This window comes from Acidovorax sp. Leaf73 (genome assembly GCF_916855635.1).
In the GTDB taxonomy this organism is placed as follows: Bacteria; Pseudomonadota; Gammaproteobacteria; order Burkholderiales; family Burkholderiaceae_C; genus Acidovorax; species Acidovorax facilis.
In genome coordinates, this window is the sequence record NZ_CAKASI010000002.1 from 418466 (window position 1) to 443338 (window position 24873).

The window sequence follows — 24873 nt, forward strand, 5'->3', positions numbered from 1 at the left end:
GAATAGCAATGCGGGCAATAAAGATAAGCGCTAAGGTTTGTTTTTGTCAGAGGTACTGGTGTTCAAGGGGGCGTCCCCGCCAGGGCCATCCTCCGTTGCGCCGTAGCCCGGGTATGCACCAGCGGCCGCACCCAGCGCCGCACTCTCCTGCCGCTCACGCGCCATCTGCTCCGCAAACTGGTTGCGGCCTTCGCGCGCCACGGCGATGAACTTGGCGCGGTCCTTGTGGTGCGGGTACATGCGGTCGGCCAGGGCGATGTTGTGGGTGCGAAAACGCTGGGTGATGACGGTGGCTTGCGCGGGTGGCAGGCCCATCAGCTCCAGCACGGTGTGGGCGCTTTGCAGGCTGGACTCGAACAGCTCGCGCTGCACCAGCGTCACGCCCAGGTCGCGCAGCTTGTTCCAGTGCGTGACGTCGCGCGCGCGCGCCACGATTTGCAGGTGCGGGAAGTGCTCGCGCGCCAGCTTGGCGATCTGGAGGGACTGCTCGGCATCGTCCACGGCAATGACCAGGATGCGCGCATGTTCGGCCCCGGCGATGCGCAGCAGGTCGAGCCGCGTGGCGTCCCCATAAAACACGCGGTAGCCAAAGGTGCGCGCTACCTCCAGCATGTCCACGCTGTGGTCCAGCACGGTGGTGGGGATGCCCTGGGCCAGCAGCACGCGTGAGACGATCTGCCCATAGCGGCCGAAGCCCGCGATGATGATGGGCGCCTCTTGGGGCTCGGAGATTTCCTCGGCCTGGGGCGTGGTGGTTTTGAGTTTGGCGTAGCGGCGCAGCAGCACGCGGTCCATCACCACGAGCAGCAGCGGGCTGATCAGCATCGACAGCGCCACTGCGCCGATGAGCAGCGACGCGGTCTCGGCCGGGAACACGCTGGCACCGGCTGCGGCCTGGAACACCACAAAAGCAAACTCGCCGCCCTGGGCCAGCAGCAGGGTGAACACCGGCCGCTCCTGGTAGGGGATGCCGACGATCTTGGCCAGTGTGTAGATCACCACGGCCTTGGCCGCCAGAAAGCAGACCAGGATGGCTGCCATGAGCCCGGGCGAGCGCAGGATCACGCCGAAGTCGATGCTCATGCCCACGGCGATGAAGAACAGGCCGAGCAGCAGGCCCTTGAAGGGCTCGATGTCGGCCTCCAGCTCGCGGCGGTATTCACTGTCGGCCAGCAGCACACCGGCGAGGAATGCGCCCAGCGCCATCGACAGGCCCACCAGCACCATCAGGTAGGCGATGCCCACCACCAACAGCAGCGCGGCGGCGGTGAAGATCTCGGGGGTGTTGCTCTTGGCGATCCAGCGCAGCACGGGGCGCAGCAGCAGGCGCCCGCCGAGGATGATGGCGGCGATCACGCCGACGATCTTGAGCACCTCCAGCACCATCTCGCCCGGCGTGTGGCCCGCGCCTTCGCCAGCGGCTGCGCCCAGCACGGGCAGCAGGGCCAGGATGGGGATGGCCGCCACGTCCTGGAACAGCAGGATGGAGAAGCCCGCCTGCCCGCTTTGCGTGCGCATCAGGTTGCGCTCGGCCAGCGACTGCAGCGCAATCGCCGTGGACGACAGCGCCAGGCCCAGCGCCCCCACCAGGCTCACGCGCCAGGGCAGGCCTGCCAGCGCGCCCAGCGCAAACAGCACGGCCGCGCAGCCCAGCACCTGGGCCGTGCCGGTGCCGAAGATGGGGCGGCGTAGCGCCCACAGGCGGCTGGGTTGCAGCTCCAGCCCGACCAGGAACAGCATGAGCACCACGCCAAACTCGGCAAAGTGCAGGATGTCCTGCACGTTGCTGACCAGCCCCAGGCCCCAGGGCCCGATGGCGATGCCCGCCGCCAGGTAGCCAATGATGGCGCCGAGGCCCAGCGCCTTGGCGGTGGGCACGGCCAGCACGGCAGCGGTGAGGTACAGGAAACCGTAGGTGAGCCAGGTGGGGGCGTGTTCCATGGAGGCGCGGCAATAGTGGTGGCGTTGGGAGGGGCGTCGCAGGGGGCGGACGGGCGGGCGTGGGCGTGTCAGGATTCTGGCATTGCCGTAGCGATGCGGGGGTGCACGTGGCATGCCATTGAAATGCTTCTATTTTGATAGCTGATAGCGCTTTATGGTCAAGCGCTAGCAGGCATTTTTATCCAGATCATGGCAGCGGCACGGGGGCGTTGTTAAGATGCTCGCCCTTCTTCGCACACGGGCTTGGTGATTCATGGACTTTCAGACTTGGCTGGCTTTTTTTGCGGCATCGTGCCTGATTGCGGTGTCGCCGGGGTCGGGGGCCGTGTTGTCGATGAGCCATGGGCTGTCGTACGGCGTGCGCAAGACGGGCGCCACCATCCTGGGCCTGCAGCTGGGCCTGTTGCTGATTTTGCTGATTGCCGGGGCGGGCGTGGGTTCGCTGCTGCTGGCGTCCGAGGTGGCTTTCAGCGTGGTGAAAGTGCTGGGCGCCTGTTATCTGATCTATGTGGGCTTTGCGCAGTGGCGTGCCGGGGACAAATCGCCGGTGCAGGGTGATGAAGCAGAGTCGGCCGGCACCTGGCAAAAACGCTGCCTCACGGGTTTTTTGACCAACGCCACCAACCCCAAGGGCATCATCTTCATGGTGGCGGTGCTGCCCCAGTTCATGACCGACACGCGCCCGCTGTGGACGCAACTGTTGGTGATGGCCGCCACCACGGTGACGGTGGACGTGGTGGTGATGCACGGCTACGCTGCGGGTGCCAGCGCGCTGCGCCGCCTGATGCGCAGCGCGCGTGCGGTGCGGGCGCAAAACCGTGTGTTTGGCGGCTTGCTGATGGCGGTGGGCGCCGGGCTGTTCTTCGTCAAGCGCGGCGGGCAGCACGCTTGATAGGATGGTTGCGCTTCGATTTTAATAGCTGCTTGCGCTTGCCTATAAAGCGCTAGAGGCTGATTTGGCTTGGTTTTTCATGGATACGCAGATTCCAAGGAGGTTGTCATGCCAGTAGTTGTTGTCGCCAACCCGAAGGGTGGTGTGGGCAAGTCCACACTGTCCACCAACATCGCGGGCTACTACGCGAGCCAGGGGCATCCCGTGATCCTGGGCGACACCGACCGGCAGGAATCCGCCAAGCTCTGGCTGGGTCTGCGCCCGCCAGCCGCGCGCCCCATTGGCGCCTGGGATGGCATCAGCTCGGACGTGATCAGCCGCCCGCCCAAGGGCACCACGCACGCGGTGCTCGACACCCCTGCCGGGCTGCACGGCTGGCGGCTGAACGATGTGCTCAAGCTGGCCGACAAGATCATCGTGCCGCTGCAGCCCAGCGTGTTCGACATCTTTGCCACACGCAGTTTTCTGGACCAACTGGCCGAGCACCGCCGCGCTGAAGGGGTGCAGATCGGCATTGTGGGCATGCGCGTGGACGCCCGTACCAAGGCCGCCGAGCAGCTGCACCACTTTGTGGACAGCCTGGGCTTCCCGGTGCTGGGCTACCTGCGCGATACGCAGAACTACATCCACCTGGCGGCGCATGGTCTCACGCTGTTTGACGTGGCGCCCGGCCGCGTGGCGCGCGACCTGGAGCAGTGGCAAGGCATTTGTGCCTGGCTCAATTCTTGAAGGACAGCGTGAAGCAGAACGTACAACCAGCCCCTCGGGAAAACACCTGTCACCCGGCAGACAAGGCGCGCCTGGGTGCGGGGCTACATTGCGACGATGAAAATCTTCCGCTCTTATTCCGAAGTCAGCGCCTGCGTGGGCCAGGAGGTCGCCGTGACCGACTGGATCACCATCACGCAGGAACAGGTCAACCTGTTTGCCCAGGCCACGGGCGACCACCAGTGGATCCATGTGGACCCCGAGCGTGCCAAGGCCGGGCCGTTTGGCGCGCCCATTGCGCACGGGTTTCTCACGCTGTCGCTGATCCCGCAGTTTTTCGAGACGGGCCTGACCATCGAGGGTGCGCGCATGGGCGTGAACTACGGGCTGAACAAGGTGCGCTTCACGGCACCGGTGCCGGTGGGCAGCCGCCTGCGCGCGCGTCTCACCTTGCAGGCTGCCGAGCCCGTGGCGCCCGATGGCATGCAGATGACCTGGCTGGTGACGGTGGAACGCGAGGGCAGCGACAAGCCGGTGTGCGTGGCCGAGTCTTTGGCGCGCAATTTCGGCGCTCCGGCGTAGCAGGACAACCCCCTGAGCGGCTGCGCCGCTTCCCCCTTCTCTCGAATGGCTGCGCCATTCGGGAAGGGAGACACCGCCAGCGCGGCGGGGCGGCCCTTGCGCGGCGGTCGCTGGCCTGGATCCAGCGTGTTCCACGGACTGTGTTCTCGTTAGATGCTCGTGTTTTTGGGCAGGAGGTCTGAACCATGGACCGCCTGCAAGCCATGAAAATTTTCGAGCGTGTGGTGGAGGAGGGCGGCTTTGCCGCCGCCGCCCGCGCCATGGACATGTCACCCCCTGTGGTCACCCGCATGGTGGCCGAGCTGGAGCAGCATCTGGGCACGCGGCTGCTGCAGCGCACTACCCGCAAGCTGGCGCTCACCGACGCGGGTGATGCCTATCTGCAGCGCGTACGCACCATCCTGCACGAGATCGACGACGCCGAAGCGGCAGCGGCGGCCAACACGCGCGATCTGCGCGGCACCATCCGCATCGTTGCGGCGCCGGTGCTGGCGACCAACTTTCTGGCGCCCATGGTGGCGCTGTGGCATGCGGAATTCCCCAAGCTGTTGCTTGACATCGACCTGGACGCCTATGCCTCGGCGAGGGTGGATGAATATGATGTGACCATCATGGTGGCGGGCGAGGATTTTGATGCCAACATCGTGGCACGCCCCCTGTTGAAGGGGGAGGCGATTGTTGTTGCATCACCCGACTACCTGGAGCGCAAGGGCATTCCGCGCGAGCCGCAAGACCTGCTGCAACACGACTATCTGCGCGACTCCGGCATGGCCGCGCGAGCGCAGTTGGGGCCAGCGCGCAAGCTGCGCCTGCAATCGCTCAACGGCAGCATGCCCGCGCAAGAGGTCGATGTGCCGGCAGTGCTGCAGTCGGTCAGCACCGAGCTGCTTCTGCGCGCGGCGGTAGACGGCGCGGGGGTGGCCGTCACCTCGCGCCTGCTGGCCGAGGAACACCTGGCCCGTGGCGAACTGGTGCACATCCTGCCGGCGTGGATTTTTTCGCGCTACACCATCTATGCCGCGCTGCCGTCAGGCCGCATGCTGCCCGCGCGCACCAAGGTGTTTCTGGACTTTCTCAGCGAGCAGGTGCCGCTGGCCGTGGCGGACCAACGCGGGCAGCAGGCCAAGTAACCCAAGCCCATCGGCCAGGGTGGCGCGCCCACCAACAATCAGCCAGGCATCAACCCAGCTGCGCAAATCCGCTGATGATGGTGCCCTCTGGCTCCACGGCGATTTCGCCGTCGGGCATAGCAAAACTGTTCTGGCGCCAGGCTTCGAACACCGTCACAGCCACGGCGTTGGACAAATTCAGGCTGCGCTGGCCCGCCACCATGGGCAGGCGCAGGCGTTGTGCGGGCGGAAAACTCTCGCGCAGTTCGGGCGGAAGCCCCCGCGTTTCAGCGCCAAACACCATCCAGTCGCCCGGCAGGAAGCAGGTGGAATGCACGGGCTGCGAGCCGTGTGTGGTCATCGCGAACATGCGGGTCGGGTCTGGTTGGGTATCCCGCAGGAAGGCGGTCCAGCCTGCATGCACTTGCACCTGGGCGTATTCGTGATAGTCCAGCCCCGCACGGCGCATCTGGCGGTCTTCCATCGAGAACCCGAGCGGCTCGATCAGGTGCAGAGTGCACCCCGTGTTGGCCGCCAGGCGAATCACATTCCCCGTGTTGGGCGGTATCTCGGGTTCGACGAGGACGATATGGAACATGCCGCCAATTGTCATCGCTGGGCGTGTGAGTTGAGCAACCGCTCGTAATCAAAAGTATCCCGCTGGTACTTCGAGGTTGCGGGGCTCAGTCGAGCCCTGTGCGCGCCAGGACGGCGGCGGTGACATGCGCCACGCCTGCCTCGCGCAGCGCCAGGGTGGCCGCCTGCAGCGTGGCACCGGTGGTCATCACGTCATCGATCAGCACCACCCGCTGGCCGCGCAGGGCTGCCGCGCGGCTGGGTTCAACGGCGAAGGCGCCGCGCAGGTTGCGCAGGCGCTGGGCGCGGGGCAGGCTGCTTTGCGCCTCGGTGGCGTGCAGGCGCAGCAGGGTGTGGAGGTCGGTTTTGGGGCCTGCCAAGTGCCTTGCCAGCAGGGCCGACTGGTTGAAGCCCCGCTCGCGCAGGCGCTCGGTGGACAGCGGCACCGGAAGCACGCGGTCAGCCGCTTCCAGCGCCGGTTCCATCCACGGCGTGCTGCGCATCAGTGTGGCCAGCGCCTTGGCCCAGCCCGGATCACCGCGAAACTTGAACTGCGCCAGCGCATCGGCCCAGGGGTAGGCGTAGTCCACTGCGGCAATGCAGGCATCGAAGCTGGGCGGGGTCTGGATGCAGGCGCCGCAGACCTCTACCCCTGCGGGCACCCGCAGGGCGCAGCGCTGGCAGCGCGTGGTGGGCTGGGCAAACCGCGCCACGCAGGCGTTGCAGATGCGCTGCGAGGGCCAGGTGTGGCAGAACGCGCACTGGCTGGGCACCTGGTGGGCCCAGGTGTGGAAACGGCGCGAAATCCCTGTCAGGCCCGTAAAAAGCATGAATCAATATACTCGCGCGGCCCATGACGTCCTCCGAGCGCCCCCCCACCATTGATCCCGTTGCTGCGGCCCGCTGGCATGCAGCAGCCCCCGCCGTATCTCCCTGGCTTCATGAAGAAGTGGCCCGCCGCATGGAGGACCGCTTGCAATGGATTCGCCAGGCCCCTGAATCGTGGTGCCATTGGGACGCAGTGCGTGGCGGCCTGCAGGCGCATGCGCTGGTGAGCGCACGCTATCCCAAAGCGCGTTGTCAGATCTACGAAACGGCAGCCCATTGCGAGGACTCTGCCCGGCAGGCGCTGGCCAAGCCGTGGTGGAGCCCTGCACGCTGGAGCGCAGGCAACCCCCAGCTGGGTATGCCAGCAGATGCGAGTGTGCGGATGCTGTGGGCCAACATGGCGCTGCACACGGCAGCCGACCCGCAGGCGCTGATCGCGCAATGGCACCGTGCCCTGGCGGTGGATGGCTACCTGATGTTCTCGTGCCTGGGGCCCGACACCCTGCGTGAACTGCATGCGGTGTATGCCGAGCTGGGCTGGCCCCCGGCCGGGCATGCCTTCACCGACATGCACGATTGGGGTGACATGCTGGTGCACGCCGGTTTTGCCGAACCGGTGATGGACATGGAGCGCATAACGCTCACGTTTGCCACGCCCGAGCGGCTGATTCAAGAGCTGCGCGAGCTGGGTTGCAATCTGCACCCTGATCGCTTTCCCTCATTGCGCGGTCGGCGCTGGCGCGAGAAGCTCTACCAAGTGCTGTCCGACCGGTTGGCAGATCCGCAACAAGGTGGTCAGTTGGCACTGACTTTCGAAATCATTTATGGCCATGCCTTCAAGCCCGCGCCTCGGGTGCGCGTCAGTTCCAGCAGCGCTGTGTCGCTGCAGGACATGCGCACCATGTTGCGCCAGGGCGGCAAAGAGAACTAGCCTGTAACGGCGTGTCAATGACATGGAACAAGGCACGCTACAATTCTGGGTTATTGAGATTTCGGGCATCTTCCCGCGCAACTTTGCGGGCTGCGCCTGTCTTGCCTTGGGCATGACAGGCACTCAGCTGGCAGTATTGTGAGCACTTCTGGTGACGGGCTTGGTTTTTCGTTTTGCCACGGTGTCGGGTCAACGCATTGACTGGCGTCTCGTTCGCAACTGTTCGGTCACGCCGGTGCAGTTGGGCTGGATGTATCTGTCCTTGTGTGTGGTGTCCCTGGGTATTGCAACGTGCTTCTGGATACTCGGCGCCCGCCTGGTCATGCCCTTTGCGTGGCTGGAGATGGTGGCGGTAGGAATTGCATTCGCCATGTACGGTCGCCATGCGGCGGATGGCGAGAGGATTTCGCTGCAGGGTTCACGCCTTGTGGTGGAACTGGAGACAGCAGGCAAGCTGGAGCGCGCCGAGTTTGACCGGAGTTGGGTTCGCGTAGAGCCCAAGTCTGGGGACCGTTCGCTGATCATGCTGTCTGCGCAGGGCCGAACGGTCGAAGTGGGGCGCTTCATGCGCCCCGAACTTCGACCGGCTCTGGCATCGGAGATCCGCATGGCCTTGCGCGCAGCCTGACCCCACGCAGGCGCGCGAAAGGGATTGGTTAAATTGAGGCTTAGAAGTAAGTGAGAACTATGAAGAGCATTTCCAACAAGCTGGCTTCTCTGCTGCTGATTGCCGGTGCATGGGTGGGCTCCGCAGCCCATGCCGTTCAGGACCTGCCTGGCGGCCCTGCAGTCAACCAGCTGAACCTGCATCCCCCGGTCACCAAGATCGCAGAAGAGCAACATTTTCTGCACTGGATGATGCTGATCATCTGCACGGTGATCTTTGTTGCAGTGTTCTCCGTGATGTTCTACTCGATTTGGAAACACCGCCGTTCCAAGGGCGCCAAGTCGGCCAATTTCCATGAATCCGTGACGGTGGAAGTGGTCTGGACCATTGTTCCGTTCATCATCGTCATCCTGATGGCCCTGCCTGCCACCAAGGTGCTGGTGGCCCAGAAGGACACCACCAACGCCGACCTCACCATCAAGACCACGGGCTACCAGTGGAAGTGGGGTTATGACTACATCACCGGCGAGGGCGAGGGTCTGGCCTTCATCTCCACGCTGGACAGCAGCCACCGCGTGATGTCTGACAGCGGCAATGTCAAGGATGCGCCGACCGACTACCTGCTCAAGGTGGACAACCCGATGGTGGTACCGGTGGGCAAGAAGATCCGCATCATTACGACGGCCAACGACGTGATCCACGCCTTCATGGTGCCCGCCTTCGGCATCAAGCAGGATGCGATCCCCGGCTTTGTGCGCGACACCTGGTTCCGCGCCGAGAAGATTGGCGATTACTACGGCCAGTGCGCCGAGCTGTGCGGCAAGGAGCACGCTTACATGCCCATCCATGTGAAGGTCGTGTCTGCTGAGGACTACACCGCCTGGGTGGCTGATCAGAAGAAGAAGGCTGCTGCCAAGCTGGACGACCCCACCAAGGTCTGGGCGCTGGACGACATCATGAAGCGTGGCGAGAAGGTGTATGCCGCCAACTGTGCGGCCTGTCACCAGGCCAACGGCAAGGGCGCTGGCCCCATCAAGCCATTGGACGGTTCGGCCATCGTGCTGGACGCGGACCATGTCAAGCAGATCCAGGTTCTGCTCAAGGGCGCAGCCAATGGTGCCATGCCTGCATGGGCGCAACTGAGCGATACCGACATCGCAGCCGTTGCCACCTACACCAAGAATTCGTGGTCCAACAAGACCGGCCAGCTGGTGCAGCCTGCTGAAATCGTGGCCCAGCGCGGCAAGTAATCAGCGCCCTAACGTATTGAGGAATCCAAGATGAGTGCAGTTCTCGACAACCACGGGCACGCGGGCGACCACGCACACGACGACCATGGACACCATGGTCCCACCGGCTGGCGCCGCTGGGTGTATGCCACGAACCACAAGGACATCGGTACCCTGTACCTGCTGTTTGCCTTCGCCATGCTTATGGTGGGCGGCGTCCTGGCGCTGTTGATTCGCGCCGAGCTGTTCCAGCCCGGCCTTCAGCTGGTGAACCCCGAGCTGTTCAACCAGCTCACCACCATGCACGGTCTGATCATGGTGTTCGGCGCCATCATGCCGGCCTTCGTGGGCTTTGCGAACTGGATGATCCCGCTGCAGATCGGCGCATCCGACATGGCTTTTGCCCGCATGAACAACTTCAGCTTCTGGCTGATGATCCCTGCTGCCATCATGCTGGTGGCATCGTTCTTCATGCCCGGTGGCGCTCCTGCTGCGGGCTGGACGCTGTATGCGCCGCTGACGCTGCAGATGGGCCCCTCCATGGATGCCGGCATCTTCGCGATGCACATCCTGGGTGCCTCGTCCATCATGGGCTCGATCAACATCATCGTGACCATCCTGAACATGCGCGCACCCGGCATGACGCTGATGAAGATGCCCATGTTCGCCTGGACCTGGCTCATCACCGCCTACCTTCTGATCGCCGTGATGCCCGTGCTGGCTGGCGCCATCACCATGACGCTGACGGACCGCCACTTCGGCACCAGCTTCTTCAACCCCGCTGGCGGCGGTGACCCGGTGATGTACCAGCACATCTTCTGGTTCTTCGGCCACCCTGAGGTGTACATCATGATCCTGCCGGCCTTCGGCATCATCAGCCAGATCGTGCCTGCGTTTGCCCGCAAGAAGCTGTTCGGCTACGCCTCCATGGTGTACGCCACGTCGTCCATCGCCATCCTGTCGTTCATCGTGTGGGCCCACCACATGTTCACGACGGGCATGCCCGTGACGGGCCAGCTCTTCTTCATGTACGCCACCATGCTGATCTCCGTGCCCACGGCCGTGAAGATCTTCAACTGGATCGCCACCATGTGGCGCGGCTCCATGACCTTTGAGACCCCCATGCTGTTTGCGGTGGGCTTCATCTTCGTGTTCACCATGGGTGGTTTCACCGGCCTGATTCTGGCCATGGCTCCCATCGACATCCAGCTGCAAGACACGTACTACGTAGTGGCCCACTTCCACTACGTGCTGGTGGCAGGCTCCCTGTTCTCCATGTTTGCTGGCGTCTACTACTGGCTGCCCAAGTGGACGGGTGTGATGTACTCTGAAACGCGCGGCCAGATCCACTTCTGGGGCTCGTTGATCACGTTCAACATCACCTTCTTCCCCATGCACTTCCTGGGTCTTGCCGGTATGCCCCGTCGCTACGCCGACTACCCCATGCAATTCGCTGACTTCAACGCGATTGCCTCGGTCGGCGCGCTGGGCTTCGGTCTGATGCAGGTCTACTTCTTCCTGGCGGTGATTGTTCCTGCCATGCGTGGCAAGGGTGAAAAGGCAGCTGCTAAGCCTTGGGACGGTGCTGAAGGTCTGGAATGGGAAGTTCCCTCTCCAGCGCCTTTCCACACTTTTGAGAATCCACCCAAGCTGGATGCCACGGCAACCCGTGTGATCGGCTGAGGGCCACGACGATGACACCCGAGCAGAAAAAGAGCAACCTGCGGATGGCGCTGATCCTGGCGTCGATTGCGGTGGTGTTCTTCGTCGGGTTCATGGCCAAGGTGTTCTTCCTTTCCCGTTGAGTCCACACCTGCCATGAGCCTGCACCGCGAAAACGCCAAGATGGTCGGCAAGCTGGTCGTGATCGCGGCTGGCATGTTCGCCTTCGGCTATGTGCTGATTCCCATCTACAAGCACATCTGCGAGATGACGGGCATCAACATCCTGTCGCTCTCTGAGCGTCAGGTGCCTGGTAACGGCGTTGCGGGCAAGGATGTCAAGGTTCCTGCCAACACGCAGGTGGACAGGACCCGTACGATCACGGTGGAGTTTGATGCCAACGCGCGGGGTCCCTGGGATTTCAAACCTACCCAGCGATCGGTGCAGGTGCACCCGGGTGAGCTGACCACGGTGATGTACCAGTTTCAGAACATTCAGAACCGCCGCATGGCTGCGCAGGCCATTCCCAGCTACGCGCCCCGCCAGGCTGCTGCACACTTCAACAAGCTGGAGTGCTTCTGCTTTAACCAGTACACGCTGGAGCCCGGCGAGAAAAAGGAATGGCCGGTGGCGTTTGTGATTGACCCCCGTATTTCGAAGGACGTGACGACCATTACGTTGTCCTACACGTTCTTTGAAGTGGGTGGCAAGACACCCGCAGCACCGCAGTCCACAGCTGCCGTGGATGTATCCCTTCCGGCCATTTCCTCATTGGAAAGGGCTGGATCATGAATACCCCACTGGAGCAGCCCGTGGTGAAGCCGCATGCGCGCAAAGGCTCGTTGCTGCGCACCGTGCGCGCCGTGGCCTGGTCGCTCATCGGCCTGCGCAAGGGCAGCGAATACCAGCAGGATGTCGAAAAACTCAACCCACTGCACATCATCGTGGTGGGATTGATCGCGGTCTTTCTGCTGGTCATCGGCCTGATCGGGCTGGTGAACTGGATCGTGTGAGTGAGTGTGTGTTGGTTGGTACGAACAAATACTGAAAACAAAGATTTTGAGAGTCAGGAGCTGAAATGAGTGCATCAACCCACGGCGGAACCCCGTACTACTATGTGCCTGCCGAGTCGCGTCACCCTGTGATGGCGGCTGCAGGCCTGTTCTTCGTCATTCTGGGCGCAGGGCAGTGGATCAACGGCCACGACTGGGGCAAGTATTCCCTGGCGCTGGGCCTGGTGTGGTGGCTGTTCACGCTGTACCAATGGTTCGGCGATGCGGTGCGTGAGAGTGAAGGTGGCCTGTATGGCCACAAGATCGATCTGTCGTACCGCTGGAGCATGAGCTGGTTCATCTTCTCGGAGGTGATGTTTTTCGGCGCGTTCTTCACGGCCCTGTGGTGGGCGCGTTCGCACTCTGTACCTGCCCTGGGAAGCCTGGACAATGCACTGCTGTGGCCTGATTTCAAGGCGGTCTGGCCCAGTCTGGCTGCTGGCGTGACCGGTTCGCCGGCTGGCATCGTCGAGCCCTTCCAGACGGTGGGTCCCTTCTGGCTGCCCACCATCAATACGGCTCTGCTGCTGACATCGGGTGTGACGCTGACCATTGCCCACCACGCCCTGCGCGAGAACCAGCGTGGCAAGACGATTGGTTTCATGTGGGCAACCGTGCTGCTGGGTTTTGTCTTCCTGCTGGTGCAAGGCTATGAGTACTACCACCTCTACACCGACCTGAACCTCAAGCTCAACTCGGGCGTGTTCGGTTCGACGTTCTTCATGCTGACCGGCTTCCACGGTTTCCACGTGTTCCTGGGCATGCTGATGCTGCTGGTGATCACGCTGCGATTGCAAAAGGGCCATTTCACCGCCGACAAGCACTTCGGTTTCGAGGGCGCTGCCTGGTACTGGCACTTTGTGGACGTGGTGTGGCTGGGTCTGTACGTGCTGGTCTACTGGTTGTAAACCGCGCCTGCCATGTAAAAAAAGCGCCTCGCGGCGCTTTTTTTGTTGGCATGCATGCTGTCAGCGCAGACCCTGGTCCATCGCTGGCGGCGTCCTGCTCGCCACGGTTGGAGGGGGTTAGCGGGCGGTTGCCGGCAGGCCAGTAGGCTGGATGTAGCCCAGCTGCCAGGCGACCAGGATACACAGGAACAGCACGATGGAGATCCCCACCCGCACGGCCAGCGCCTTGGCCATGTGGTTGCCCTTGGACTTGTCATCGCGTCCATTGCGCATCATGAAGAACAGGGCGGATGCCAGGCTGGCAAGAATGGCGATGAACGCCAGCACTACGAGGTATTTCATGGAGCACATTATCCCGTGACCACTTTCCGCCGTCCCGCAGGCCTGCGTTTCTGGTTGATCACACTCGCCGCAGTGGCGGGCATGCTGGTCACGGCATCGCTGGGCCGCTGGCAGCTGTCGCGCGCAGCCGAAAAAGAGGCGCTTCAGGCCGCGCTGGACGAACGGGGGCGCATGCCTGCCATTGACGGCCGCGCCTTGCTTGCTGCTGCGGTGGCAGATCCATCCTCGAAGGACGCCTCTTCGTTGGTGCACCGTGCTGTGGTTCTGGAGGGGCGGTGGCTGTCGGAGCACACGGTGTACCTCGACAACCGCCAGATGCACGGGCGCCCGGGCTTTTTTGTGGTGACGCCTTTGCAGCTGGCAGGGCAAAGTGGCGCGGCGGTTCTGGTGCAGCGTGGCTGGGCGCCGCGCAATTTCCAGGACCGCACGCAATTGCCACAGGTGCAGACGCCACAGGATGTGGCGGTGCGGGTGCAAGGCCGTGTGGCGCCCGCGCCTTCACGTTTGTATGAGTTCCAGGGCGCCGACAGTGCCCAGGGGTCTTCTCGCATCCGGCAAAATCTCGACCTGGCGGCGTTTCGCACCGAAACCGGTCTGGCGCTTGCCCACCTCACGGTGCTGCAGACGGGCGAAGCGGGCGAGGGGCTTCAACGCGACTGGCCCGTGGTCGGCGCAGGCGTCGACAAACACTACGGTTACGCATTTCAATGGTTCGGGCTCTGCGGCCTGATTGCACTTCTCTATGTCTGGTTCCAAATCGTCCGACGGTTCATTCGCCCGCGCAGCCACCCTGCCGCCTGAAGCCCAGGGGGACCATCCCCTGGGGCTCACCGTGCACACGCTGCCCGAAGCGGCGGGCGCCGTGGCCCTGACGCAGCGCACGCGCCATGGGCGTTTGAAGATGCTGGGCGTGCTGCTCATCTGCGCGGCGCCGGTCATCGCCTCGTATTTCACGTACTACGTCATCCGCCCCGAAGGCCGGCGCAACTATGGCGAGTTGATCAACCCGCAGCGCACCCTGCCGGACCTGAGCGCCACGGCACTCGATGGCAAGGCCGTTCCCCTGGCTTCGCTGAAGGGGCAATGGCTTCTGGTCAGCGTTGCGGGAGGGGCCTGTGATGCCGCCTGCCAGAAGCACCTGTACCTGCAGCGGCAACTGCGCGAAAGTGTGGGCAAGGAGAAAGACCGCGTGGACTGGGTCTGGCTGGTGAACGACGCTACCAGCGTGCCCCCGGAGCTCACGCCCGCATTGCAGAAAGCGACGGTGCTGCGCATGGATGCTGCTGCACTCAATGCGTGGCTTGCGCCTGCCGAGGGGCACCAGATCGCGGACCACCTGTATGTGGTGGACCCGATGGGCAACTGGATGATGCGTTTTCCGGCAGCCATGGATGCGGCAGGCGCGGCCAAGGCCAAGCGGGATCTTGAACGCCTGTTGCGTGCGTCCTCGTCATGGGATGAGGCCGGGCGTCCCGGGAAGCCGTGATGGACACCCCACAGCCGCTCTACGATCTGGCGCCCATCGCCCGGCTGATGCTGCTGGGCGTGCTGATTGCGCTCGGGCCGCTCGCCTGGGTGGGCTGGCGCAACCGCAACAGCTCCCCCATGCGGCGCTTGCAGGCACTCACGGTGCTCACCCTGTTCCTGACGTTTGATCTGGTGCTTTTTGGCGCCTTCACCCGCCTGACCGACTCGGGCCTGGGCTGTCCCGACTGGCCCGGGTGCTACGGCAGCGCCAGCCCCGTGGGGGCGCGCACCGAGATCGCGGCGGCCCAGGAGGCCATGCCCACCGGCCCTGTGACCCATGGCAAGGCATGGGTTGAAATGATCCACCGTTACCTGGCCACGGGCGTGGGCGTGCTCATCATCGTGCTCACGGTGTCGGCGTGGGTGCAGCACCGCAAGGCCTTGCGCATGGGGGGCGAGCGTCCCCCCATCAGCCCGTGGTGGCCCACCTTCACGCTGTTCTGGGTGTGTCTGCAAGGGGCTTTCGGGGCGCTGACGGTGACGATGAAACTCTTTCCGGCCATCGTCACGCTGCACCTCATCGGGGGGCTGGTGCTGCTGGCGCTGCTGTGTGTGCAGGCAGTGCGCCACACCCAGAGCGCCCAGGGCAAGCTGCCTGTGCGTGTCTCCACCGGGGTGCGCTGGGGCCTGGTGATCACCGGCGTGCTCGTGGCGGTGCAGGTGGTGCTGGGTGGCTGGGTCAGCACCAACTACGCGGTGCTGGCTTGCACCACCTTTCCCACTTGTCAGGGGAGTTGGTGGCCTGCCATGGACTTTGGCCAGGGTTTTCAGGTCTGGCGCGCGCTGGGTATGCTGCAGGACGGCAGCCACATCAGTTTTGCCGGGCTCACAGCCATCCACTATGTACACCGGCTCATGGCTTATGTGGTCCTCTTGGCCCTGGGCATCGTTTGCTGGCGCCTTCGCCAGGCGGGCGTGCTCCGGGTTCAGTCCCGCTGGCTGGCCGCGTTGGCGCTGCTGCAACTGGCCACCGGTCTCTCCAACGTGGTGCTGGACTGGCCGCTGCTGGCCGCCGTGCTGCATACCGGTGGCGCTGCGGCGCTGGTGGTGGTGTTGACCTGGGCCTTGGTGTCCAGCCGCGCGGTGTCCGCGCCGCAAGAGTTTTCCGCGCCTTCGGGTGCATCGAGAGTTTCCGCATGAGTGTTGCTGCCCCCGCCGCTGTTTCTACGCCGTCGCGCATTGCGCAGTTCTATGCGCTGACCAAGCCGCGCGTGGTCCAGCTCATTGTGTTTTGTGCCCTCATTGGCATGGTGCTGGCTGTGCCTGGGCTTCCGTCGGCCTCGCAACTTGGGCTGATGGCCTTGGCCTGTGCCGGGGTGTGGCTGGTGGCGGGCGCTGCCGCCGCCTTCAACTGCATCGTGGAGCAGGGCATCGACGCCAAGATGAAGCGCACCGCCTGGCGTCCCACGGCCAAGGGCCAGTTGTCCAACGCCCAGACGCTGCTGTTTTCTGCCGTGTTGTGTGGTGCGGGGTCCGCACTGTTGTACTTCTGGGTGAACCCTCTCATGATGTGGCTCACGTTCGCCACATTTGTGGGCTATGCGGTCATCTACACAGTGATTCTCAAGCCCCTTACGCCGCAGAACATTGTGATTGGTGGTGCGTCAGGCGCCATGCCGCCCGTGCTCGGTTGGGCGGCCATGACCAACGATGTCGGCCCAGAAGCGCTCATCCTGTTCCTCATCATCTTTCTGTGGACGCCTCCTCACTTCTGGGCGCTGGCCCTGTACCGGGTGGAGGACTATCGCAAGTCTGGCCTGCCCATGCTGCCGGTGACCCATGGCAACGAGTTCACCCGCCTGCAGGTGTTTCTGTACACCCTGATCCTGTTTGCCGGGTGCCTGATGCCCTTCGTCTACGGCATGAGCTCGTGGATCTACCTGGCCGCCGCGGTGGTGCTGAGCGCAGGCTTCTGCGGCTACGGTTTTGCCCTGTGGCGCAACTATTCGGACGCGCTCGCGCGCAAGACCTTCCGCTTTTCCCTCATCCACCTGAGCGCCCTGTTTGCCGCCCTCCTGGTGGACCACTACGTGCTGTGAAGACCGCCATGACCATGCTGAAAAGAAGTGCTCTCAAAATGATAGCTGTTAGCGCTTTATCTATAAGCGCTGCGGGCATTTTTAGTGCCTGTTCGGAGAAAAAGGCAGAGTTTCGTGGCGTGGATATCACCGGTGCGGACTATGCCCGTGACATCCCGCTGACCGACCACAACGGCCAGGCGCGACACCTCAAGGACTTTGCGGGCAAGGTGGTGGTGGTGTTCTTCGGCTTCACGCAGTGCCCGGACGTGTGCCCCACCTCCATGCAAGAGCTGGCCGAGGTGAAGAAGATGCTGGGCAAGGACGGCGACCGCCTGCAGGGCATCTTCGTCACGGTAGACCCCGAACGCGATACGCCGGAAGTGCTCAAGGCCTACATGGCCAATTTCGATCCCAGTTTTCTGGCCCTGTATGGCTCGCCAGAGCAACTGGCTGCGGTCGCCAAGGACTTCAAGATCTACTACAAGAAGGTCGATGGCAAAACGCCCACCAGCTACACCATGGACCACTCGGCGGGCAGCTACGTGTATGACACGGCGGGGCGCCTGCGCATCTATAACCGCTATGGCAGTGGCGCGCAGGCCCTGGCGGCAGACGTCAAGGCACTGCTGGCCGAGGCGGGCTGAGGTTTCTGCGGGCCCGCCAGTCCGCCTGCTGGTTTGACAGCACCTGCAACAAAAAACCCGGGCAGGCGCATCGGCCAGACCCGGGTTGATGTGTGCTAGCAGCAAAGGCGTGCGGCGTTTCCGTCGCGCAGATTTATTCCGCCTTGATGCCGCGCATCGCGATCACGCCGCCCAGCAAGTTGGTGTCGGCCTTCACGCGGTTGGCCAGCCCCTCGGGCGACGAGCCCACCGTCTGCCAGCCCTGCTGGAACAGCTTGCCGCGCACCTCTTCGCTGCGCGCAATCTCGCTGATCAGCGCCGCCAGCTTGGCCTGGATGGGCTTGGGCAGGGTCGAAGGCGCCGCAAAGGCATTCCAGATTTCCAGGTTGAAGTTGCTGATGCCAGCCTCGACCAGGCTCGGCACATCGGGTGCCAGCGGGCTGCGCCCGGAAGACGTCACGCCAATCGCGCGCAGCTTGCCCGCACGCACCTGGGCCTGCGCCAGGGCCGGGGGCAGCAAGGCCATCTGCAACTGCCCGCCCAGCATGGCGGTGGCCACCTGTGGGTAGCCCGGGTAGGGCACATGCACCGGGTTGATGTTGCTGCGCGACTTGAGCAACTCGGTGCCAATGTGGCCCACCGTGCCCACGCCGGGCGTGCCATAGCTCCACTTGTCGCCGCCATTGCGGGCTGCCACAAAGAAGTCGCGGGCGCTGCTGTTGGCGGGCACCCCGGGTTGGATCACGGGTGCTGTCAGGATCAGGGGCGAGGTGCCGATGAGGCTCAGCGGTGCCAAGTCCTTGAGCGGGTCGTAGGGCACGGCCGGGTTCAGCAGCTTGGCAATTGTCATGTTGCCGTTGATCATCAGGCCGATGGTGTGGTCATCACGCGCTTTGGCCACGGCATCAGCCGCAATATTGCCGCCTGCGCCCACCTTGTTTTCCACGATCACCGGTTGGCCCAGGGCCTTGGACAGTGGCTCGCTGAACGTGCGCGCCGTGAGGTCGGGCGAAGACCCGGCCGGAAAGCCCACGATGATCTTGAGCGGCTTGGTGGGCCATGCCAGGGGCGCGGCGGCTGCTGCGGCACCGGGCTTGGCGGCGTTCTGGGCGAGAGCCCAGGGGGAGGCGGCTGCCAGCGCAATCAGCAGCGTAGACGCACGGCGAGAAACAACAGGACGTGACGACAACATGGGAAGGGGTCTCCTCAACAAGAACATTCAGGGGCCAAAACGACACGGGGCCCCAGAACTGGGGCCCCGTGAGGCAACTTCTGCAGCCGGGGATATTAACCCCGCCGCCCTCAGGCTCAGGCGTACTCCGCCAGCGCCTTCTTCATCTTCTTCATTGCAGCCACTTCAATCTGCCGGATGCGCTCGGCGCTCACGCCATACACAGCTGCCAGCTCGTGCAGCGTCATGCCGCCCGTGCCGTCATCGTTGACCTTGAGCCAGCGCTCTTCCACGATGCGGCGGCTGCGGTCGTCCAGGCTGCCCAGCGCCGTGGCAATGCCATCGGTGGCCAGGGCATCGCGCTGGCGCGACTCGATCATGGCCGTAGGTTCGTGCGAGGCGTCGGCCAGATAGGCAATCGGCCCAAAAGCCTGTTCGCCATCGTCCGAGGGTGCGGGGTCCAACAGCACATCACCGCCCGACATGCGGGTTTCCATCTCGATGACTTCCTCGCGCTTGACGTTGAGCTGCGCAGCCACCGTGTCGATTTCTTGGTCCGACAGCGTATCGCGGTGTGTGGCCGCATCGGCGGCAGACGCATCGGCCTTGAACCCCTGCTTCATGGAACGCAGGTTGAAGAACAGCTTGCGCTGCGCCTTAGTGGTGGCAACCTTCACCATGCGCCAGTTTTTCAGGATGTACTCGTGGATCTCGGCCTTGATCCAGTGCATCGCATAGCTCACCAGGCGTACGCCCTGGTCGGGGTCAAAGCGCTTGACGGCTTTCATCAGGCCCACATTGCCTTCCTGGATAAGGTCGCCATGGGGCAGGCCATAGCCCAGGTACTGGCGCGCAATCGAAACCACCAGGCGCAGGTGCGACATCACCAGCCGACCGGCGGCGTCCAGATCGTTGTTGTCCTTGAGCTGCCGCGCGTAGGTCTGCTCTTCTTCGTGCGTGAGCAGCGGCAGGCGATTGACGGCGGAGATGTATGCGTCCAGGTTGCCCAATGGGGGCACCAGCGCCCAGGGGTTGGCGGGCGCCAAAGTCGTCGTAGCGGTTCCAGATTGAATGTTCATTCCGGGAATCCTTTCCTCTAAGCCATGATATTAGCACTCCATAGGATAGAGTGCTAAGCCAGGAGTTCCCCTCCGGTTGTGGGCGATGCCGCCTGCCTGTCGCCTGGACCATTGGCCCAGGAATCCGAACGCGATATGGTTGGATGGTTTTGCTAAGCCATTGATTCAAAAAGAAATTTTATGGCTGCAGAGGCCGCGATGAACGCAGTATTTCGTTGTCAGAGCGCGTTCTGGGTTCAGGGTTCCAGCCCTTTGTAGCCAAGTTTTTCCGATTGTTGCGACAAATAGAACAGTGTTTTCATGATCTAGGGATGACCTGCATAACTCCCTATGGCCCCAGGCGTTTCGCTGCGTTGCTTTTCTTGCCAATAGGCCGTCTATTGGCTGTCAAATGACGCCTTGCGCCCCATCCCGATCCGCACTGCCACCGCCTCGCGAGGGTTGTGCAGGACATCCCTAGGGACCCTCTGCACGAATCACCGCGCCGTCTGCATCTGCGGACTCGCGTGGTCTGCGGTGTTGCAAGTACTCGCAATAGCTACGGCTATTGCTGCGTCTTGCGCCTGGCAGCCCCTCCCGATCCGCAGCACACACTTACCGCTCGATTCGTGCAGAGGATCCCTGGCGGTTTTCGCGCCGCTGGCATTGCATCCCCCGCTATGGCAGACTGCACCGCCCAACGCCTTCGGGAGACGCGCATGACTGAGCCGACCGCACTTTGCGACATTCTCGTTGTCACTACCACGGTGGCCACCGAAGCGGAAGCGCGGCGGCTGGCGCAACTGGTGTTGCAGGCGCGGCTGGCGGCCTGTGTGCAGGTGGAGCCCATCACGGCCTACTTCCGTTGGCAGGGCGCGTTGCAGGAGGACCGCGAGCTCCGGCTGGTGTGCAAGACCGTGCCCCGTGCGCTGCACCCGCTGCTGGCGCTGCTGCGGGCGCAGCATCCCTATGCGCTGCCGCAGCTGGTCACGCACGCGCTGCAGGGGTCTGCGGAATATGCTGACTGGGTGGATGCGCAGGTGGCCCACGCTACGGTGCTGGCCTGAAGCTTGGGCATTCCCCAGTTTGCCGACGTCTCGGCTGCTGGTACGGGTCGCTCAGACTCTTGGATCGCGATCACACGCTCAGGTCGATCTGCTGCACCGTGCCCGCGCTGCCGTTTTCTCGCAGGTAGATGCTGGTGGAGTGCACGGCGCCCAGGCTGTGGTTGTCCGCCGTGCGCAGGGCGAAGGGCGTTGCCTGGGCGGTGAGTTGCACCGCGCCCACGCCCAGTTCCTCCAGGGTCTGCAGGCTACCGCTGCCATCTGCATTCGGGGTCCACACGCGCAGCTGATGGAAGACCGGGTCGGCCTCATCGATCCAGCCGTTGCTGTCGCTGTCATGCCGGGCCAGTTCTGTAAAGCCGTTGCCCGTGTCCGGGCCGAAGAGTTCCAGGCCGCTGTCGATGCGCGCGTTCTGGTTGGTGTCCAGCGCCAGATAACCCCGGTTGCCAGCGAGCAAGGGCACTTGTTCGGTCTGCCCGTCGCCGTCCAGGTCGAAGGCAAAGCGCAGGTCCTGCAATTGGGCGGCGGTGCCGTCGAAGTTGATGACCAGCGGGTCCACCGCCACGGCGTCGCCCAGCCGCAGGCTCACGGAGGATTCCTCGCGGTAGCTGCGTTGCATATCCAGCTGCAGCGTGAACCGGATTTCCCGGCCATCGGCGGTGCGCACAGTGCCCGCTGCAGCAAACTGGGTGCGCTCGGTTTCTTCCAGCACTTCGCGCTGCTCATAGATCAGGCCAAAGCCCGCGCGCTGGCGCGGGGCTGCGGCCGTGCTGTCCGTTGGGGCCAAGGGGGGCGGGGGAGCTGAGGGCGCGTCGGTGGACTGCGGCCCGGCATAGACGCGGACGAGCACCCCGGTCATGCGTTCGATCAGATCGCGGATCATGGCGAGCTGGGGCGTCAGGCCCTCGTCGCGGGCGCGCTCCGGCAGAGGCTCGACCGAGGTGGTGACCCCATGGGGTGCATGGGCGGCCTGGGCCAGGCGGGCAGCGGTGGAGATTTGCAGCGGCGGTGCCTGGCGGGCGAGGGGCGTGCTGGCGGGGCGGTCGCCCACCCACATTTCCAGGCGGCTTGTCTGGCTGTGCATGCGCGTGGCGACATGCTGGGACTGCATCTGCAGGGTGGACGACTCGATTCTCATGGGGCACCTCCATGGTTTCCACGGAGGTCCGGCGCGGTGCGGGCTGGCGTGGCCCCTGGTTATCGGCACTTCTGCGCGGCACCTTGAATGCAATCCCGATACCGGCCCAAGGTCAGCTGGAGGTGCCTTCCGGGCCCAGCACCTCCCGCGCGACCCGTTCAAAGTCTTCCAGCGCCATCGGCCTGCCAAACAGATAGCCCTGAAACGCCTTGCAGCCGTGCGCCAGCAGAAATTGGTGGTGCGCCGCCGTTTCGACCCCCTCAGCGATCACGTCCAGACCCAGGCTGCCGGCCAGCGCGATGATGGAGCGTGCGATGGCCGCGTCGCTGGGGTCCAGCAGCACGTCGCGTACAAAACCCTGGTCGATCTTGATCTGGTCCAGCGGCAGGCGCTTGAGGTAGCTCAAGGACGAATAGCCGGTGCCAAAGTCATCCAGCGAAAAGCCCAGGCCCTGGGCTTTGAGCGCGCGCATGGTGGCGATCACGCTGTCCACGTTGTCCAGCAGCAGGCTTTCGGTCAGCTCCAGCTTGATGTGCGCCGGGTCGGCGCCAGTCCGCTGCAGCAAGGCCAGTACCTGTGTCACAAAGTCTTCCTGCAGAAACTGCCGCGCGCTGACGTTGATGGCCAGGCTCAGGTGGGCCATTGCCGGGTCCAGCCGCCACCGGGCTTGTTGGCGCAGGGCGGTTTCCATCACCCAATAACCCAAGGGCAGGATGAGGCCGGATTCCTCTGCCAGCGGGATGAACTCCGATGGCGGCACCATGCCGTGCGCGGGGTGTTGCCAGCGCACCAACGCCTCTGCGCCGGTAACCCGCCCCTGCGCGTTCACCTGGGGCTGGTACAGCAGCAGGAACTGCGACTGGCGCAGGCCGTTGTGGAGCTCCGTTTCCAGCAGCGCGCGGCGGTTCACGGCCTGCTGCATGTCAGGGTCAAAAAAGCGCAGGGTGTTGCGGCCCGCGTCCTTGGCGCGGTACATGGCCATGTCGGCCTGTTTGAGCACCTCGTCCACCGAGTCACGGTGCTCGCGCAGCAGCGTCACCCCGATGCTGGCTGTGAAGTGGTGTTCATGCCCGGCCAGGTCGTAGGGCTGGCGCAGCTGGGCCAGGATCAGTTCTCCCAGCGTGCGAGCCTGGGCGGCGGCTTCCGGCGGGTCACTGCTCAGGTTCTGCAGCACCACCACAAACTCGTCGCCCCCCAGCCGGGCCTCCGTGTCCTGCTCCCGCACGCAGCCGCGCAGGCGCAGGGCCACTTCCTTGAGCAGCAGGTCGCCCACCTCGTGGCCCCGGGTGTCGTTCAGGGTCTTGAAGTTGTCCAGGTCCACAAACAGCACGGCTGTGGTCAAGCCCGAGCGTGCGCCGCTGGCCAGCACCTGCTGCAGGCGGTCTACCAGCAGGCGCCGGTTGGGCAGCTGCGTGAGGGCGTCGTAGAAGGCCAGGTAGCGGGCCTCGTCCTCGGCCGCCTTGCGGCCCGAGATGTCGATGTCGATACAGAACATCTCCGGTGGGTGGCCTGGCACCCGGATGTAGGCATGGCTGGAGAAGACGTGCACGGGCGTACCGTCCTTGCGCTGCAGCTGCAGCTCGCCAGCGGGAATCACCTCGGCCGTGGCGAACATGTGGCGTACGTGTTCACGCACGCCGTCGCGCATGGGGGGCGGAATGATGAGGTCGAGCAGGTTGCTGCCCAGTGCCTCCTCGGCCGTGTAGCCATACAGCTCCTCGGAGGCCTGGTTCCAGTAACTCGTGGTGCCATCTTCCAGATAGCCTTGCACCGAGATGGACGGGATATTGCGCAGCAGCGAGCGAAAGCGAAGCTCTGACTCGCGCAGCGCACTTTCGGCGCGCTTGCGTTGGGTGATGTCCCGCGCCAGGAAGACCACGGCCGCCTGGCCTCCCACTTTCACACCCAGGGGCTGCGCCCGCCCTTCAAATTGCCGCGTTCCCGAGAGTGTCTGCATCTCGTATTCCACGCTCTGCGTCTGGCCCGACAGCAAGGTGCTGCGGATCAGTTCCACAAATCTGTCGGCCTGCTCTGCGGGCAGCACGTCATGCATCCGCTTGCCCACAAGTTGGGCAGGGCTGGCGGCCAGCGGGGCGTCGTCGGGCGAGAGCACTTCCACATAGCGCCCCTGGGCATCCAGCACCAGCAGCACGTCGGGAATGGCCTGCGCAATGGCCCGAAGCCGGGCGGCCGTGCCGTGCAGTGCGCGTTCGGTGGCCAGGCGTTCTTCCACGTCGTGCAGCAGCAGGCCCAGCGCCACCGTGGCGGGTGTGAAGGTCAGCAGAAAGGGCAGGGCCAGGGTCTGGTTGACGCGCTGAACCACTTCGGTCGGCAGCAGCTGGAACACCGCCAGCACGGCGGTGTGCACCAGCAGCCCGAACAGCGCCAGCGTCACGGGCTCGACCCCCAGGCGCCCGCGCGCCCGGCCCTCGCGGTAGACCAGGCCCAGTGCGGTGCACAGTGCGATCACCATCAGGCCCACCTCCGCCCCCGCGCCGCCCAGCCACAGGCGGCCGGTGGCGGCCATGGCGGCGGCGATGCAGGCCACCAGCGGGCCGCCAAACAGGCCTGCCATGCTCAGCACCACCGAGCGGGCGTCAAAGATCACCCCTGGCATCAGCACCACCGGTGTGAGCATGCCCACCACGCAGATGGTGCCAAAAAGAATGCCCGAGAACACCTGCCCGGTGCGCGGGTGCTGGCGCCAGACGCGGATGTTGAACCCATGCAGAAAGCACAGCGCCAGCAGCAGGGCAACACCTTTGACCAGCTCAATGAACATGGGCCTCCGTGCCTTTCCAGGGGGAAGCCCATCATGGGGGAATTGCCGCAGTTCGTAAACGTGAAAATGGCCCCGAAGGGGCCATGGATCACGCTGGCGGGGGAAGGGGGCGGCCCGGACCG

26 protein-coding genes are annotated in these 24873 nt (G+C 64.1%); 18 read left to right on the top strand and 8 right to left on the bottom strand.

What is annotated here, in order from left to right; genetic code table 11:
• Positions 1–30: 30 nt before the first annotated feature.
• Entirely contained in the window at positions 31–1941 is a 1911-nt protein-coding gene (gene kefC, locus LPA35_RS08275; RefSeq protein WP_228896429.1) for a glutathione-regulated potassium-efflux system protein KefC, read from the bottom strand.
• A gap of 253 nt (positions 1942–2194) precedes the next feature.
• Between kefC and LPA35_RS08280 the strand changes: the two genes are divergently transcribed.
• The 4 genes from LPA35_RS08280 to LPA35_RS08295 all read left to right on the top strand — a co-directional run bounded on the left by LPA35_RS08280 (position 2195) and on the right by LPA35_RS08295 (position 5253).
• Positions 2195–2833, top strand: coding sequence for a LysE family translocator (locus tag LPA35_RS08280; protein WP_228896430.1), 639 nt, complete (start codon positions 2195–2197; stop codon positions 2831–2833).
• A 108-nt stretch (positions 2834–2941) separates the two neighbouring features.
• Entirely contained in the window at positions 2942–3562 is a 621-nt protein-coding gene (locus LPA35_RS08285) for a ParA family protein (RefSeq protein ID WP_121505563.1), read from the top strand.
• 96 nt (positions 3563–3658) lie between these two features.
• On the top strand, positions 3659–4123 hold the full coding sequence (locus tag LPA35_RS08290) for a MaoC family dehydratase (RefSeq protein WP_056066019.1): 465 nt from the start codon (positions 3659–3661) through the stop codon (positions 4121–4123).
• Between the two features lie 185 nt (positions 4124–4308).
• Entirely contained in the window at positions 4309–5253 is a 945-nt protein-coding gene (locus LPA35_RS08295) for a LysR family transcriptional regulator (protein WP_055398579.1), read from the top strand.
• Between the two features lie 49 nt (positions 5254–5302).
• Here LPA35_RS08295 and LPA35_RS08300 read toward each other — a convergent pair whose 3' ends face one another.
• Together LPA35_RS08300 and LPA35_RS08305 are read right to left on the bottom strand one after the other, a co-directional pair.
• Positions 5303–5830 carry a tRNA (cytidine(34)-2'-O)-methyltransferase gene (locus tag LPA35_RS08300; RefSeq protein WP_055398580.1) on the bottom strand — a complete coding sequence of 176 codons (528 nt, stop codon included), beginning with the start codon at positions 5828–5830 and terminating at the stop codon, positions 5303–5305.
• A gap of 85 nt (positions 5831–5915) precedes the next feature.
• Entirely contained in the window at positions 5916–6638 is a 723-nt protein-coding gene (locus LPA35_RS08305) for a ComF family protein (RefSeq protein WP_228896431.1), read from the bottom strand.
• Between the two features lie 23 nt (positions 6639–6661).
• Here LPA35_RS08305 and LPA35_RS08310 point away from each other — a divergent pair, with 23 nt between their 5' ends.
• The 8 genes from LPA35_RS08310 (at position 6662) to LPA35_RS08345 (ending at position 13025) form a co-directional block, all read left to right on the top strand.
• Complete coding sequence (locus LPA35_RS08310; protein ID WP_121505567.1) at positions 6662–7567, top strand: biotin synthase; 906 nt, start codon at positions 6662–6664, stop codon at positions 7565–7567.
• A gap of 151 nt (positions 7568–7718) precedes the next feature.
• Positions 7719–8195, top strand: coding sequence for a DUF2244 domain-containing protein (locus LPA35_RS08315; protein WP_121420957.1), 477 nt, complete (start codon positions 7719–7721; stop codon positions 8193–8195).
• A gap of 59 nt (positions 8196–8254) precedes the next feature.
• Positions 8255–9424, top strand: coding sequence for a cytochrome c oxidase subunit II (gene coxB / locus LPA35_RS08320; protein WP_055398584.1), 1170 nt, complete (start codon positions 8255–8257; stop codon positions 9422–9424).
• 30 nt (positions 9425–9454) lie between these two features.
• The gene (gene ctaD, locus LPA35_RS08325; RefSeq protein WP_055398585.1) at positions 9455–11086 is read left to right on the top strand and encodes a cytochrome c oxidase subunit I; all 1632 of its coding nucleotides are present in this window, start codon (positions 9455–9457) and stop codon (positions 11084–11086) included.
• Between the two features lie 11 nt (positions 11087–11097).
• Positions 11098–11208 (top strand): cytochrome oxidase small assembly protein, encoded by a 111-nt coding sequence (locus LPA35_RS08330; protein WP_212742253.1) that lies wholly within the window; start codon positions 11098–11100, stop codon positions 11206–11208.
• 13 nt (positions 11209–11221) lie between these two features.
• Complete coding sequence (locus LPA35_RS08335; RefSeq protein ID WP_228896432.1) at positions 11222–11857, top strand: cytochrome c oxidase assembly protein; 636 nt, start codon at positions 11222–11224, stop codon at positions 11855–11857.
• On the top strand, positions 11854–12078 hold the full coding sequence (locus tag LPA35_RS08340) for a DUF2970 domain-containing protein (RefSeq protein ID WP_055398587.1): 225 nt from the start codon (positions 11854–11856) through the stop codon (positions 12076–12078). The genes LPA35_RS08335 and LPA35_RS08340 overlap by 4 nt, the downstream gene beginning before the upstream one ends.
• 65 nt (positions 12079–12143) lie before the next feature.
• Positions 12144–13025 (top strand): cytochrome c oxidase subunit 3, encoded by an 882-nt coding sequence (locus LPA35_RS08345; protein WP_228896434.1) that lies wholly within the window; start codon positions 12144–12146, stop codon positions 13023–13025.
• Positions 13026–13142: 117 nt separating this feature from the next.
• Here LPA35_RS08345 and LPA35_RS08350 read toward each other — a convergent pair whose 3' ends face one another.
• Positions 13143–13367 (bottom strand): twin transmembrane helix small protein, encoded by a 225-nt coding sequence (locus tag LPA35_RS08350; protein ID WP_055398589.1) that lies wholly within the window; start codon positions 13365–13367, stop codon positions 13143–13145.
• Between the two features lie 15 nt (positions 13368–13382).
• On the opposite strand from LPA35_RS08350, the gene LPA35_RS08355 reads away from it, so the two are divergent.
• Genes LPA35_RS08355 through LPA35_RS08375 form a run of 5 tightly spaced genes read left to right on the top strand, consistent with a single transcriptional unit; the run spans position 13383 to position 17559 of the window.
• Positions 13383–14168, top strand: coding sequence for an SURF1 family protein (locus LPA35_RS08355; protein WP_121420954.1), 786 nt, complete (start codon positions 13383–13385; stop codon positions 14166–14168).
• A complete protein-coding gene (locus LPA35_RS08360; RefSeq protein WP_055398591.1) occupies positions 14110–14853 on the top strand; it encodes a hypothetical protein in 744 nt (247 codons plus the stop codon). Before LPA35_RS08355 ends, LPA35_RS08360 begins: the two co-directional genes overlap by 59 nt.
• Entirely contained in the window at positions 14853–16034 is a 1182-nt protein-coding gene (locus tag LPA35_RS08365) for a heme A synthase (protein WP_228896436.1), read from the top strand. Before LPA35_RS08360 ends, LPA35_RS08365 begins: the two co-directional genes overlap by 1 nt.
• Complete coding sequence (gene cyoE / locus LPA35_RS08370; protein WP_228896438.1) at positions 16031–16933, top strand: heme o synthase; 903 nt, start codon at positions 16031–16033, stop codon at positions 16931–16933. Before LPA35_RS08365 ends, cyoE begins: the two co-directional genes overlap by 4 nt.
• Before the next feature lie 8 nt (positions 16934–16941).
• A complete protein-coding gene (locus LPA35_RS08375; protein ID WP_370641381.1) occupies positions 16942–17559 on the top strand; it encodes an SCO family protein in 618 nt (205 codons plus the stop codon).
• Positions 17560–17692: 133 nt separating this feature from the next.
• On the opposite strand, the gene LPA35_RS08380 is transcribed toward LPA35_RS08375, so the two are convergent.
• The gene (locus LPA35_RS08380; protein ID WP_228896440.1) at positions 17693–18730 is read right to left on the bottom strand and encodes a tripartite tricarboxylate transporter substrate binding protein; all 1038 of its coding nucleotides are present in this window, start codon (positions 18728–18730) and stop codon (positions 17693–17695) included.
• Between the two features lie 116 nt (positions 18731–18846).
• On the bottom strand, positions 18847–19788 hold the full coding sequence (gene rpoH / locus LPA35_RS08385; RefSeq protein WP_055398595.1) for an RNA polymerase sigma factor RpoH: 942 nt from the start codon (positions 19786–19788) through the stop codon (positions 18847–18849).
• A 698-nt stretch (positions 19789–20486) separates the two neighbouring features.
• Here rpoH and cutA point away from each other — a divergent pair.
• Positions 20487–20834: a divalent-cation tolerance protein CutA gene (cutA, locus tag LPA35_RS08390; RefSeq protein ID WP_121508607.1), complete on the top strand. Its 348-nt coding sequence runs from the start codon at positions 20487–20489 to the stop codon at positions 20832–20834.
• Between the two features lie 70 nt (positions 20835–20904).
• Here cutA and LPA35_RS08395 read toward each other — a convergent pair whose 3' ends face one another.
• Complete coding sequence (locus LPA35_RS08395) at positions 20905–21969, bottom strand: hypothetical protein (protein WP_228896442.1); 1065 nt, start codon at positions 21967–21969, stop codon at positions 20905–20907.
• A gap of 112 nt (positions 21970–22081) precedes the next feature.
• Entirely contained in the window at positions 22082–24751 is a 2670-nt protein-coding gene (locus LPA35_RS08400) for an EAL domain-containing protein (protein ID WP_228896444.1), read from the bottom strand.
• Between the last annotated feature and the right edge of the window lie 122 nt (positions 24752–24873).

What these genes read in the sequence shown, in the direction of transcription:
- kefC (WP_228896429.1), bottom strand. Translation starts at nt 1,941, where the DNA reads ATGGAACACGCCCCCACCTGGCTCACCTACGGTTTCCTGTACCTCACC.
- LPA35_RS08280 (WP_228896430.1), top strand. Translation starts at nt 2,195, where the DNA reads ATGGACTTTCAGACTTGGCTGGCTTTTTTTGCGGCATCGTGCCTGATT.
- LPA35_RS08285 (WP_121505563.1), top strand. Translation starts at nt 2,942, where the DNA reads ATGCCAGTAGTTGTTGTCGCCAACCCGAAGGGTGGTGTGGGCAAGTCC.
- LPA35_RS08290 (WP_056066019.1), top strand. Translation starts at nt 3,659, where the DNA reads ATGAAAATCTTCCGCTCTTATTCCGAAGTCAGCGCCTGCGTGGGCCAG.
- LPA35_RS08295 (WP_055398579.1), top strand. Translation starts at nt 4,309, where the DNA reads ATGGACCGCCTGCAAGCCATGAAAATTTTCGAGCGTGTGGTGGAGGAG.
- LPA35_RS08300 (WP_055398580.1), bottom strand. Translation starts at nt 5,830, where the DNA reads ATGTTCCATATCGTCCTCGTCGAACCCGAGATACCGCCCAACACGGGG.
- LPA35_RS08305 (WP_228896431.1), bottom strand. Translation starts at nt 6,638, where the DNA reads ATGCTTTTTACGGGCCTGACAGGGATTTCGCGCCGTTTCCACACCTGG.
- LPA35_RS08310 (WP_121505567.1), top strand. Translation starts at nt 6,662, where the DNA reads ATGACGTCCTCCGAGCGCCCCCCCACCATTGATCCCGTTGCTGCGGCC.
- coxB (WP_055398584.1), top strand. Translation starts at nt 8,255, where the DNA reads ATGAAGAGCATTTCCAACAAGCTGGCTTCTCTGCTGCTGATTGCCGGT.
- ctaD (WP_055398585.1), top strand. Translation starts at nt 9,455, where the DNA reads ATGAGTGCAGTTCTCGACAACCACGGGCACGCGGGCGACCACGCACAC.
- LPA35_RS08330 (WP_212742253.1), top strand. Translation starts at nt 11,098, where the DNA reads ATGACACCCGAGCAGAAAAAGAGCAACCTGCGGATGGCGCTGATCCTG.
- LPA35_RS08335 (WP_228896432.1), top strand. Translation starts at nt 11,222, where the DNA reads ATGAGCCTGCACCGCGAAAACGCCAAGATGGTCGGCAAGCTGGTCGTG.
- LPA35_RS08340 (WP_055398587.1), top strand. Translation starts at nt 11,854, where the DNA reads ATGAATACCCCACTGGAGCAGCCCGTGGTGAAGCCGCATGCGCGCAAA.
- LPA35_RS08345 (WP_228896434.1), top strand. Translation starts at nt 12,144, where the DNA reads ATGAGTGCATCAACCCACGGCGGAACCCCGTACTACTATGTGCCTGCC.
- LPA35_RS08350 (WP_055398589.1), bottom strand. Translation starts at nt 13,367, where the DNA reads ATGAAATACCTCGTAGTGCTGGCGTTCATCGCCATTCTTGCCAGCCTG.
- LPA35_RS08360 (WP_055398591.1), top strand. Translation starts at nt 14,110, where the DNA reads ATGTCTGGTTCCAAATCGTCCGACGGTTCATTCGCCCGCGCAGCCACC.
- LPA35_RS08365 (WP_228896436.1), top strand. Translation starts at nt 14,853, where the DNA reads ATGGACACCCCACAGCCGCTCTACGATCTGGCGCCCATCGCCCGGCTG.
- cyoE (WP_228896438.1), top strand. Translation starts at nt 16,031, where the DNA reads ATGAGTGTTGCTGCCCCCGCCGCTGTTTCTACGCCGTCGCGCATTGCG.
- LPA35_RS08375 (WP_370641381.1), top strand. Translation starts at nt 16,942, where the DNA reads ATGACCATGCTGAAAAGAAGTGCTCTCAAAATGATAGCTGTTAGCGCT.
- LPA35_RS08380 (WP_228896440.1), bottom strand. Translation starts at nt 18,730, where the DNA reads ATGTTGTCGTCACGTCCTGTTGTTTCTCGCCGTGCGTCTACGCTGCTG.
- rpoH (WP_055398595.1), bottom strand. Translation starts at nt 19,788, where the DNA reads ATGAACATTCAATCTGGAACCGCTACGACGACTTTGGCGCCCGCCAAC.
- cutA (WP_121508607.1), top strand. Translation starts at nt 20,487, where the DNA reads ATGACTGAGCCGACCGCACTTTGCGACATTCTCGTTGTCACTACCACG.
- LPA35_RS08395 (WP_228896442.1), bottom strand. Translation starts at nt 21,969, where the DNA reads ATGAGAATCGAGTCGTCCACCCTGCAGATGCAGTCCCAGCATGTCGCC.
- LPA35_RS08400 (WP_228896444.1), bottom strand. Translation starts at nt 24,751, where the DNA reads ATGTTCATTGAGCTGGTCAAAGGTGTTGCCCTGCTGCTGGCGCTGTGC.